Genomic DNA, 10,865 nt, shown 5'->3' with positions numbered 1-10,865 from the left:
TTTATTTTCAGATGTGGCCGCCGTCGCTGCCGACGCGGCGAGGCTAGCGGCAAATACCGCCAAGATGAACGTTTTCATGTCACTTTCCAATTTGATCGAGATTTAAAATCGGCAGAGCCGCAACCGGCGAACGGCTGCAGCCTGACACGGCTTGACTCGATCAAACGGTAGGCGGTTCGGGCTCGGGAGCGACGTTGAGGCCGGCAAGTGCCCGGCTGGCAGGCCAGATAACGATTTGAGATGCGATCGAGCGCTTCAGCACTCTTGCCGGCTTCTCAAACGTCATGGGAACAACGCATCCCATTTGGGCGATACACGCCAGCGTCAGTCCTTTGCATGGGTGTTCCGATGACGGATCCGGGGTCGCCATACCCGCGCAATCCATGCGGGATGGGGTGACATGGCTCATCGCCATCTTGGGTGAGAGCGATGGGCCGGCCGCATACGCAATTCCTTGGCCCAAAAGGCCAAGCAACGCTCCAACAAGAAGCAAGAGAGAAAGACGAGCTTTCAACACCCGGATACTATCCCAATTGTCAACGCCGAGGTCAATACGGGTGGTTTGCCGGGTGCCGTAGTGCCGGCATGAAGCGCCGGGGAAGATTTGCCGCTCACAAGACAACCTGTCGTTTAGGCGCCGTGGCTAGCAAAGACACGCCGGCCAGCGGCACCGAACGCAATGACGTCATAGGGCTGGGTTCTCATGCCGGGCACCTCCATGCCCGGTGAGCCCATCGGCATTCCGGCCACGGCCAAGCCGCGCACGCCTTTAGGATGCTGGGCCAGCGCGCGCTTCATGTCCGCGATCGGGACATGTCCCTCAAACGCCATGCCGTCGATGATCGCGGTATGGCAGGACGCGAGGTCAGCGGGCAGGCCGATCTTACGCTGCAGCACCTCACGGCGATCATCGTCGATGATCTGGACCTTGCGGCCGAACTGCTGACGCACCTGCGCCGCCCATTTCTCGCAACAGCCGCAACCCGGATCGCGGTGCATGGCGATGTCGGCCGCGGCCGATGCGACCGCTGGGATGGTCATTAGCAAGGCGGCGACGGCGCCACGAACACCATTCTTCATCATCAGCTCCTAAAAGGAAATCCCCGCCCTGCCGGGGGGTAGGGGGATCGACAGGGCGGGGCAGCGCTCCCTTATTGCGGGCGCTTGCCGTGCTTGCTGAGCCACGCCTGCAGCTCGGCAATATCCTTTTCCTGTTTCGTGATCGTCATCTGCGCCATGCGCTTGGTCTCGGCGTCGCGCGCGTCACGCACCGCAACGCGCGACATGGCGATGGCGCCTCGGTGATGCTCGATCATCTTGCGCGTCCACATTTCGGCCGCGTCGCCCTGCTTGGCCGCCATCATCTTCTGATGCATGTCCATCTCGGCCTGGCCGTAGGGATTGCCGGCCATCATGCCCGCCATGTCGTCGTGGTTCATGCCGGCCATCTGACCGTGGTTCATGCCCTGCATTCCGCCGCTCTGCTGCGCGAGGGCGGGCGTGGCGAGCAGCGCCAAAGCTGCGAATGTTGGTGCGAAGCGCATTATTGATCTCCCTGGGTTCTAAGACTTCTACGCGTGCGAGGCGGCTATCCCTCACCCGGGGTGCTAGAACGCGCGAGAAATTGTCAGGAAACAGGACTTTATTTCCGAGGGCTACGCTCCTGAGCCGCGTATATTATGCCTCGATCACGATGTTGCGACGCCGCGTTTTGGGCCATCGCATGTAGAGAAGCACTGCCCCCCCTAACCAAAGCGCAAGCCCACCGATCGCGAAGGCGAGCAGCCAGGGCGTGTTGAAGTTCTCGTGATTCGTCCAATCCATGATGTGAAGGCCCCAGAAGAAGTCGTAGAGCCGCCAAGTGCCGGTTCGGACAGCCGAGATCCGACCGGTGTCGGCCGCGACAAAGACGCGGGTGGAATCGAGGTCGGCGAACGCGACGCGCCAGGCGGGGAGCGTGCCGCGATATTCGGGGCTGGCGCGCTCGATCCGCTCTACCTTCGCCGCTGGTCGAGCACCGCCACGCCATGCCAAACGCGCGATCTCCTCGGCCTCACGAGCCGTTGGTGCTGGCAGCGCTTGGCCCGTCGCGGCGTCGAACAGGCGCGTTCCCTTGGCTGTCGCGACCTCGGCGACCGGGCGGCCAAGCCACATGCGATAGGTGATGGCCTCGATGGGCGCATCTGCTGCGCCTACGATCGCCGATGGTGGGGCGAACGTGCTGCCGCGGGGAAGGGGCGCCGCGGCTTTGCGGTCAACGAGGTGATCGCCATGCACCCGATCGATCGGCAGGAAGCTCATCAGGGCGCCGCTTGCGAACCATAGCAGGAGCTGCGCGCCGATGATGATCGCGAGCCATTTGTGCGTGCGGCTCGCGAGTAGATGCAGCCTCAGTTTCGCGCTTTTCAGAACCACTCCTCCCTCAACCTCGTCGCCGGGGTCACTTCATACCCGGCATGTCCTTCATCATCTCGTCGTGATCGGCCGGGGCGCTCGCGACCAGTGCCTTATACTGTTCGGGCGTCATGCCGGGGAGCTTGCGGACGAACGCGACCATATTCCAAATTAGGGGGTCGGGATGCGTCTTGCCCCATGCCGGCATGGCGCTGAGCTTCACCCCGTGCTTGATGATCCAGAATTGCTGGGCGGGGGTGAGATCTTGAGCGCGCGCGAGTTCCGGCGCCTGTGGATAGAGGCCCTGGCTCATCTCGGATTTCTCGACGCCGGGGCCGAGATGGCAACCGGAACACATTTCTCCGTAAAGGCCCGCGCCGACTGACACGCGCTGCGCCGATGCCAGATCGGCCGGGGGTGTTATGCCGCGCGCGCGTGCCTCAATCGACCGATCGCGCAGGCGTTCGAGCATTGAATAGACCGCCGGCGTGTGCGGTTCGTCGGCCGCGATGTTATACACGCCAAGGTAGATAAACGCGGCTGCGCCCAGCGCCAGGACGATCGCCAGGGCGCCTACGAACGGCAGGCTCGGGAAGTGCTGCCTTATCGAGCGCCTGCCGTCTTGAGCCATCTGTTCCTCCATCGATCAGAACCAGACACGAACGCCGGCGACGATGCTCTTGGACGTTGCGCGATCCCCATCGGCGCGCGCGTAGCGGGCGGTGTCGCCGAAGCGGCGATCCCATGACACGCCGACATAGGGGGCGAACTCGCGCCGGATCTCATAACGCAGCCGCAATCCAAGCTCGGCGTTGGATAGGCCCGATCCGATCCGGTTTTCCGGCACGTCCTGCGCAGCGAAATTGAGCTCGGCGCGCGGTTGCAGGATCAGCCGCTGGGTGATGCGCTGGTCGTAATAGCCCTCAAGCCGCCCTAGCAGGTCGCCCTTGTTGGACAGGAATACCGCGCCCTCTAGCTCGAAGAAGCCCGGTGCCAGCCCCTCCAGCCCGACGGTCGCATAGGTGCGTTTCGGGGACGGCCCCAAATCCTGGCGGACACCCGCTTGTAGATTGAAATAAGGGCCAATGGTCCGGCTATAGAGCGCCTGCACCTCGGCGCTCTCGATGCCCTCGCGGAAGGCTCCCTCGCCCTCAGACTTGATGAAGAGGCGGTTGATGTCACCCCCGAACCACGCCTCGCCATCCCAGCGATAGCCGTCACGACCGTTGCGGAATTGATACTCAGCGAGGTTCAATAGCACCTGGCTGAAGTTTTGACCGCCGTGATGCTGCTGAAGGTGATGGCGACCCATCGCCATCGCGTCCGCGCCGTAAACGCTGTCGGCCGCATGGTCGGTCGGCAGGGGCGGGGCGGGGGCGTTTCCTGCGGGAAGCGCGGTGCCAGTCTGCTGCACCCCATCGGCCGCCATGCCTGGCATTCCGGCCATTCCCGACATGCCCTGCATGTCGTGGCCGCTGTGCTGGTCGGCTGGCATGGTCATCCCCGGCATCGCCGAATGGTCCATGCCCTGCATCGGCTGCTGGGAGCCCTGAGGGACCGTTTGGCCGTTTCCGGGCATCTGCATCCCCGGCATGGCTTCCATGCCCTGCTGTGAGCCCTGCGGAGCCGCATGGTCCATGCCGGGCATAGACGAGTGATCCATGCCCGGCATGGTCCCGTGATCCATACCATTCATGCCGGCCGTTGGCGCGGCGCGGCGTTTCGTCGTCGAAGCTGATGGTCGCCTCGCAGGAGCTGACCTAGTCTTGGCCGGCTTGCCTTTGGCCGTGGGCTTCACCACCGGCTTCTTTTTCGCAGGCATCGGCATGGTCATGCCCGGCATTGCCGAATGATCCATGCCCTGCATCGACTGAGCGGCGACAGGACCGGCGATGCCGAGCATGGTGGTGGCGGCGAGCGCCGCGGTCAGCCGGTTCATGCCGCCTCTCCCGCGAACGGGCGAACGGTGACGACGCGCATCATGCCTGCGGTCATGTGGTAGAGATTGTGACAGTGGAACGCCCAATCGCCGGGTGCATCGGCGGTCAGATCAAAGGTCATCTTGCCTCCAGGCGGCACGTTGACGGTGTGCTTGCGCGGCGCATGATTGCCGTGCCCCGTCACCAGCTCGAAGAAATGGCCGTGGAGATGGATGGGGTGCGGCATCATCGTATCGTTGACCAACGTCACCCGCGCCCGCTCGCCTTTGCGGAACGGGATGGGGTCGGCGGGATCGCTCAGCTTCTGCCCGTCGAAGCCCCACATGTAGCGCTCCATGTTACCGGTCAGATGGATCTCGAACTGACGCGACGGCGCGCGCACGTCGGGGTTGGGCGCGAGCGAAACGAGGTCGCGATAGGTGAGGACGCGGTGATCCAGGCCCCCCAGACCCTGGGGCGGTTCACCGCTACGGTCCTTCGGCATCGGGGAGATGGTCTGCACGCCCGGCCCCATCTTCACGCCCGGCGCATTCTTCGGGTCGCGCATGTTCATGTTCATGCCGCCACCCGACCCGTGGTCCATCCCGGCCATGCCGCCAGCCTGGCCCGATCCGCCCGACATGGCACTATGGTCCATGCCGGCCATGCCAGCACCGCCCGCTGCCATTTGGCTATGGTCCATCCCGGGCATTACAGCGCCGCCCATCTGGCTGTGGTCCATGCCCGACATGCCGGACATGCCCGCCATCGCTGCGCCTGCCGCGACCGTCCCGTGATCGGTCGGCCCCTTCCAGCCCGTCAGCTTCCAAAGATTGCGCGAGGCGTTCTGCATCAAGGTGGGGTCCGGCCCGCGCGTGGCGACCGGGCTCTCGTCCTTCATGCCGGACATGCCCTGCATCCCGCCCATGCTCCCCATGTCCATGCCCATATCGGTCATGGTCAGCAGCGTGCGCGGACGAAGCGGCGGGACCGGGGCGACCATCCCCTCACGCGGGGCGAGCGTCGCCCGGCCCATGCCGGAGCGATCGATAGCCTCGGAGACGAAGCTGTAGGCCCGGTCCTCGGGCGTCACGATCACGTCGAACGTCTCGGCAACGCCGATCTGGAACTCGTCGATCTTCACCGGACGGACATTCTGCCCATCGGCCTGCACGACGGTCATCGGCAGGTCGGGGATGCGGACGTTGAAGTTGGTCTGCGCCGCGGCGTTGATGATCCGCAAGCGGACCCGCTCGCCCGGCTTGAACAGCCCCGTCCAGTTGTCATACGGCCCGTAGCCGTTGACCAGGAAGGTATAGGTCGAGCCGGTGACGTCGGCGATGTCGGCGGGGTCCATTCGCATCTTTCCCCACTCGATCCGGTCCTTGAGCGGCATTTCCCGACCCGCGAGCAAGCCCGCGAGGGTCGGCCGCTGATAGTTGAAATAGGCGCCGCCCATCTGCTTCAGCTTCCGGAAAATCTGCTCGCCGGTCATCTGGCTGTGGTCGGACAGCACGATCACATGCTCGCGGTCGAACGCGATCGGATCGGCACCGGCCGGGTCGATCACGATCGGCCCGTAAAGTCCGCCCTGCTCCTGCTCGCCGGAATGGCTGTGATACCAGTAGGTGCCCGACTGGATGATCGGGAACTCGTAGATGAAGGTCGAGCGCGCCTTGATGCCGGGGAAGCTGATGCCGGGCACGCCGTCCATCGCGAACGGCACGAGCAGCCCATGCCAGTGGATCGAACTGTCCTCGTCGAGATTGTTGGTGACGGAGAGGCGGACCTTTTGCCCCTCCTTCAAGCGAATGAGAGGGGCCGGCACCGTGCCGTTGACGCCGATTGCGGGCGTCGACTTGCCGTCGACGGGAAGTCTGAAACTGTCGATCGTCAGCGCGATGTCAGTGCCCGAGACGGTCGGCAGCGGTTTGACGATCCCGCCCGAGACAGGCTGCGCCCACGCGGGCATATAGGCGGTCAGCGCCATGCCACCGCCAGCAAGGGCGGCGCCGCGAAGCATCTGGCGGCGATCGATAGTGCGGCTCATACGGTCCTCAAGGCTCTCGAACGGGAGTGTCCCTCTAGCCTTGATACGCAGCTCAGGGCGCTATCCCTCAGCGCCCGCCCAATCGCTCCAGCAACTTCGATCGCGCGCGATAGAGGCGGGTTTCTACCGCCTTTTCGCTGATCGACAACACTGCCGCGGTTTCAGCCTGGCTCAACCCCTCGATCGTGCGCAGCACCAAGGATTCCTTCAATGCGGTCGGCAAGCCCGCAATGGCGCGCGTCACGCGGTCGAGTTCCTGTCGGTCGCCCGTCGCGTCGTCGATCGCCACCTGGTCGTCTGCAATGGCTTCGGCTTCCGCGCCGATCGGTGCGGCGAACGCCAGAAAGCGCCGCACGGTGCGCTTGCGCCCCCAATCGCGGCACTTGTTGATCGCGATCGTCGATAGCCACGCGCGCATCGATCGATCGCCGTCGTAGCGGGGCAGGGCCTGATGCGCCGCGACGAAGGTCTCCTGCAGAAGGTCCAGCGCCTCGTCGGCCTCGCCGACGCACGCGCGCACCATGCGGAAGATTGACTGCCGATGGCGGCGCATGATCTCGGCGAAGGCGGCTTCGCGCCCGGCGATGCTGAGGGTCGCCAGCTCGCCGTCCGTAAGCGTGGTCCAGTCGAGGCTCACGCGCCGAACCTCAACGTGCGTCGTCGGTGAGCGCCTTCACCACGGCCTGATCGAACTGGCCGGTCTGATTGGGCCGCAAGAGCTGGCGCATGGCGAAGATGTGCGCCAGCGTCGCTTTCTGGAGCTCGCCCATGACGGCGTGGCTCTGGTCGACCGCTGCGGCGACGCGCGGCCCGTTGCCATGCTCGGCCTCGATCGCTTCAGCGAGCCGGGCATTGTTCGCCCGCAATTCCAGCTCGAATGCGCGCCGCTGCACGGCGAAACGCTGCTCCAGCACTTCAAGTCGCGCTTCCTGGTTGGCGTCCAGCGCCAGCTTATGATGCAGCACGTCGTGCAGCTCCGAGCCGGGCTGGGCACGTGGCGGAAGTAGCGCCCGCCCCACGAACACACCGATGATCGCGGCGATGAAGCACGCGACAATGCCAAGCAGAAGGCGGATGCGGCCGCTCATTGCACGCCGACGAGCAGCGTGGAGGGCGCGAGCGGCGACACCGGCCCCAAGGGCGATAGCGAAGCCGCGCTGGCTTCCTTCGCGGGCACACCGGCACCGAAGATGCCCATGACGAGCGCCGCAGCGATCGTCATTGCCCCAACGCCTAAGCCGGCGCGCGCCGCTGGACGTGCGGCGACCCGCGCCAGCACGCGATCTTCCATGCCATCAAGGCTCGCGGGCACGGGTGCTTGCGCCAGCCTCATCATTACTGCGTCGAGGTCCATGTCGTTCACTCCACCCCTCTAGCATGGATTACGCAAGCGACGCGCCCATCCCTCAAATCCATCCGTGAGGGGTGGTCGATCGGGGCGCGTAATGAAGGACAGGAACCCTCCTGTCGAAAGGCCCCCTATGCGCCGCCTATCCGTTCTGACTGCTGCTGCCGCTCTCGTCATGTTCGCCGGAACGGCGAACGCCCATCCTAAGCTGGTGTCGGCATCGCCGGCCGCCAATGCGACGGTCGCGAAGCCCGCTCGTATCGAACTTCATTTCAGCGAGAAGCTGATGCCAGCCTTCTCCAAGGCCGATCTCACGATGGCAGCGATGCCCGGCATGGCAGCCATGAAGATGGCCAGCGCCTCCGCGCTCTCGTCCGATGGCCGGACCCTCGTCATCACCCCGAAATCGCCGCTCCCATCGGGTCGGTATAGCGTCGCGTGGAATGTCGTCTCGACCGACACCCACAAGGTCGCAGGAACCTACGTCTTCGCGGTGAAGTGAGGCGATGGGGGACTGGTCGCTTATCGGCGTCCGCTTCGCGCTCTACGTGACGCTGGCTGCGCTGTTCGGCCTTGCCGCATTCAGCCTTTATGGGCTGCGGGCGCGCGAGCGCGGCGACGCGCTCGCGCTGCGTCCCTGGTTCATCGCCAGCGCTGGCCTGAGCCTGTTGTTTTCAGGCGCCTGGGTCGTGCTGATGGCCTCCTCAATGGCCGGAACGCCGGCCTGGCCGATCGACCGTGAAGCAGTCGGCGCGCTGCTCACCGGCTCTGCGATCGGAGCAGCATGGAAGCTGCGCATGGTCATGGTGGCCCTCGCGGCGCTGGCAGCGCTGGTCGCGGGCGGGCGCGGCATCTGGCTGAGCATCGTCGCGCTCTGCTCGGCCGTGGCACTCGCAACGCTGGCGTGGACCGGACACGGCGCGATGGACGAAGCCGTGATGGGCTGGGTCCACCTCATCGTCGACATTCTCCATCTGATCGCCTCGGGCGCTTGGGTTGGCGCACTACTGGGGCTGCTCCTGCTCGTCTCCCGACCCGCGGCGCGCGTAGACGCGGCGCATCTGGGGCTGACGCACCGCGCGCTGCACGGGTTCGGCGCGATCGGGACGGTTGTGGTCGGCACGATCCTCGTCACCGGCCTGGTCAACGGCTGGATGCTGGTCGGGATCGGCAACCTCGCCACGCTTCCTGCGACGCTCTATGGTCAGCTCCTGATCGCAAAGCTGGCGCTGTTCGTCGCCATGCTAGGGCTCGCCTCGCTCAACCGCTTCCGGCTCACGCCGGCATTCGAGCGGTCGATCGCAGCGGACGATCACAAGGGCGCCCTCGGCGCGCTGCGGACAAGTCTGGCGATCGAAACCGCCTGTGTCATCGCGGTTCTCGGGCTGATCGCCTGGCTCGGGACGCTCGCGCCGCCTGCATCGGCGATGTGATGCGCGGCCGGGGAGCCCTCGCGGTCCCCGGCCGTTCACGGGGCCGCGCCTGATGGATCAGTCGATCCTGCTCGACGAGACGGGGAGGATGCTGGCCGTGGCCGGCCTGATCTGCGTGGTGCTGCTCGTGCCGATGATGATCGTCGGGCTGATAATCAGCATCATCCAGGCGGCGACGTCGATTAGCGAACAGACGCTGAGCTTCGTGCCTAAGCTGATCGCGCTAGGCGTATGTTTGGTGATTTTCGGGAGCGCAGCGACCGAGCTCCTGACCAAGTTCACGGCCGAGCTGTTCGCTGTGATCGCGAGCATGGGCCGTTGATATGCAGATAGCTGCGCGGGCGGGCGACCGCCCGCGCAAGCCCCGCTATGCCGCCATCCGATCGCAGGAATCGGCGCACTTCCGGCACGCTGCCACGCAATCCTCCATGCCGCCCAGGGCCTCGCAGCTCGCTGCGCAAGCCCGGCAGATCTCGGCACACTCGCGGCAGATATGCTGATGGTGGGCGGACTTGCGCGCCATGAAGTCGATCGCAACCGCGCAAATTTGCGCGCAGTCGGCCATGATCTTCATATGCTCGGGCGCGGCGTGCTGGCCGCCCATTTCGAGGCAATGGTTCATCGCCATGTGAAGACAGGTCACATGGCATTCGTGGCAGGCGTCCATGCACGCCTTCATGCCGGGGTCGATCTGGTGCATCGCATTATCTCCGTATGAGCCCCCGCCTATTCCTAGATACGCGCGCCGCGCGATCACCCCTTGCCGCGATCTCCGTCGTTCGCGGCAAGTTACATGGCCCACCGACCGAACAGCGTCGCAACGATGATGCCCGCGCCAAGCATGATGAGCGTCAACACTGTCATCGCGGCGATCTGAGGTCCGGTCACGCGCGCGCCGGCCGCCATGCCGCTCATCCCTGCCATTGCGTCGTGTCCCATGTCCGGCATCGGCGTGGCCGATTGCCGGTCCGCGCCGACTTCGTGTCCGCCATGCCCCAGCGCGCGCACCGTGCCCATGCCGTGCTTCAAGCGCACGCCAACCAGCCAAAGGTTGATCGGATAGGCGACTGCGAACCCGACGAGTGTCGCCAGCGACATGACGCCCCAAAAGCGGAGCGAGCTGGCGTGCATCGCGGCCATGTCGCGGCTCATCAACACCACCATCGTCGGGATCATGCCGGCCATGACGGCATTCATCGACAGCCATTCGGGGATGAACGACATGCGAAGCGCGCCCCAATAGGAACCGCCCGCCATGTCGCGCATGAAAAGCGCCTGGAAAATCAGCAGTCCGAACGCGAAGCCGAACACATATTCCGCGATCACGTCCTGCCACATCGGCAGGCCGAGCGCCGTGGTGATCGCGGCTGCGGCGATGACGCCGGTTGCATCGCCCGCCATGCAATGGATGGCCGAGCCGAACGCCTGCTTCCAGAGCGGTCGAACGAAATCCTCGTGCCGCTCGTTCGCCGGCTCCTGGCAGGACAGGACATAGGCCGCGGCCATGATCGGGCCACCATAGAGCGTGACCAACAGCCACCCCCATTTCATCACGCGCAGCTCGGGGTTGCGGGTGAAGGCATCCCACGCGACGTAAGCGACCGAAAGGGCGGTCAGCACGAACCACCCGATCAGCACGGCGTCGAGCCAGGGGGCCGGGGATGGCATCGTCACGGCAGCACTCCTCTACATGCTAGAGGATACGCGGCTCTCCGGATCAT

14 protein-coding genes are annotated in these 10,865 nt (G+C 65.0%); 3 read left to right on the top strand and 11 right to left on the bottom strand.

The features are described from left to right. Positions 1-630: 630 nt before the first annotated feature. The 9 genes from MHZ35_RS02535 to MHZ35_RS02495 all read right to left on the bottom strand — a co-directional run bounded on the left by MHZ35_RS02535 (position 631) and on the right by MHZ35_RS02495 (position 7,717). Positions 631-1,083 (bottom strand): DUF411 domain-containing protein, encoded by a 453-nt coding sequence (locus MHZ35_RS02535; protein WP_017980778.1) that lies wholly within the window; start codon positions 1,081-1,083, stop codon positions 631-633. 68 nt (positions 1,084-1,151) lie between these two features. Beyond that, on the bottom strand, positions 1,152-1,517 hold the full coding sequence (locus tag MHZ35_RS02530) for a DUF305 domain-containing protein (protein ID WP_018251211.1): 366 nt from the start codon (positions 1,515-1,517) through the stop codon (positions 1,152-1,154). Positions 1,518-1,677: 160 nt separating this feature from the next. After that, positions 1,678-2,415, bottom strand: a complete 738-nt coding sequence (locus MHZ35_RS02525) for a PepSY domain-containing protein (protein ID WP_017980780.1) — start codon at positions 2,413-2,415, stop codon at positions 1,678-1,680. Positions 2,416-2,440: 25 nt separating this feature from the next. Further along, positions 2,441-3,037: a c-type cytochrome gene (locus MHZ35_RS02520; RefSeq protein WP_017980781.1), complete on the bottom strand. Its 597-nt coding sequence runs from the start codon at positions 3,035-3,037 to the stop codon at positions 2,441-2,443. A 3-nt stretch (positions 3,038-3,040) separates the two neighbouring features. Further along, positions 3,041-4,333, bottom strand: coding sequence for a copper resistance protein B (locus tag MHZ35_RS02515; RefSeq protein WP_024310688.1), 1,293 nt, complete (start codon positions 4,331-4,333; stop codon positions 3,041-3,043). Continuing rightward, the gene (locus tag MHZ35_RS02510; RefSeq protein ID WP_017980784.1) at positions 4,330-6,363 is read right to left on the bottom strand and encodes a copper resistance system multicopper oxidase; all 2,034 of its coding nucleotides are present in this window, start codon (positions 6,361-6,363) and stop codon (positions 4,330-4,332) included. Before MHZ35_RS02510 ends, MHZ35_RS02515 begins: the two co-directional genes overlap by 4 nt. 67 nt (positions 6,364-6,430) lie before the next feature. Beyond that, a complete protein-coding gene (locus MHZ35_RS02505; RefSeq protein ID WP_017980785.1) occupies positions 6,431-7,000 on the bottom strand; it encodes an RNA polymerase sigma factor in 570 nt (189 codons plus the stop codon). Between the two features lie 10 nt (positions 7,001-7,010). Then, positions 7,011-7,451: a periplasmic heavy metal sensor gene (locus MHZ35_RS02500; RefSeq protein ID WP_017980786.1), complete on the bottom strand. Its 441-nt coding sequence runs from the start codon at positions 7,449-7,451 to the stop codon at positions 7,011-7,013. Beyond that, positions 7,448-7,717 carry a hypothetical protein gene (locus tag MHZ35_RS02495; RefSeq protein WP_239434237.1) on the bottom strand — a complete coding sequence of 90 codons (270 nt, stop codon included), beginning with the start codon at positions 7,715-7,717 and terminating at the stop codon, positions 7,448-7,450. The genes MHZ35_RS02500 and MHZ35_RS02495 overlap by 4 nt, the downstream gene beginning before the upstream one ends. A gap of 127 nt (positions 7,718-7,844) precedes the next feature. Here MHZ35_RS02495 and copC point away from each other — a divergent pair, with 127 nt between their 5' ends. Genes copC through MHZ35_RS02480 form a run of 3 tightly spaced genes read left to right on the top strand, consistent with a single transcriptional unit; the run spans position 7,845 to position 9,466 of the window. Beyond that, positions 7,845-8,213, top strand: a complete 369-nt coding sequence (gene copC, locus MHZ35_RS02490; protein WP_020486671.1) for a copper homeostasis periplasmic binding protein CopC — start codon at positions 7,845-7,847, stop codon at positions 8,211-8,213. 4 nt (positions 8,214-8,217) lie between these two features. Further along, positions 8,218-9,144, top strand: a complete 927-nt coding sequence (gene copD / locus MHZ35_RS02485; protein WP_017980789.1) for a copper homeostasis membrane protein CopD — start codon at positions 8,218-8,220, stop codon at positions 9,142-9,144. Positions 9,145-9,196: 52 nt separating this feature from the next. Then, positions 9,197-9,466, top strand: a complete 270-nt coding sequence (locus MHZ35_RS02480) for a flagellar biosynthetic protein FliQ (protein WP_017980790.1) — start codon at positions 9,197-9,199, stop codon at positions 9,464-9,466. Positions 9,467-9,511: 45 nt separating this feature from the next. Here MHZ35_RS02480 and MHZ35_RS02475 read toward each other — a convergent pair whose 3' ends face one another. Then, the gene (locus MHZ35_RS02475) at positions 9,512-9,844 is read right to left on the bottom strand and encodes a four-helix bundle copper-binding protein (protein WP_017980791.1); all 333 of its coding nucleotides are present in this window, start codon (positions 9,842-9,844) and stop codon (positions 9,512-9,514) included. An 89-nt stretch (positions 9,845-9,933) separates the two neighbouring features. Continuing rightward, a complete protein-coding gene (locus MHZ35_RS02470; protein ID WP_017980792.1) occupies positions 9,934-10,812 on the bottom strand; it encodes a DUF4396 domain-containing protein in 879 nt (292 codons plus the stop codon). Between the last annotated feature and the right edge of the window lie 53 nt (positions 10,813-10,865).

Source organism: Sphingomonas sp. ACRSK (genome assembly GCF_022346685.1).
Lineage (GTDB): Bacteria > Pseudomonadota > Alphaproteobacteria > Sphingomonadales > Sphingomonadaceae > Sphingomonas > Sphingomonas molluscorum.
The sequence above is the reverse complement of the archived record's forward strand: the minus strand, read 5'-3'. Positions and strand labels throughout refer to the sequence as shown.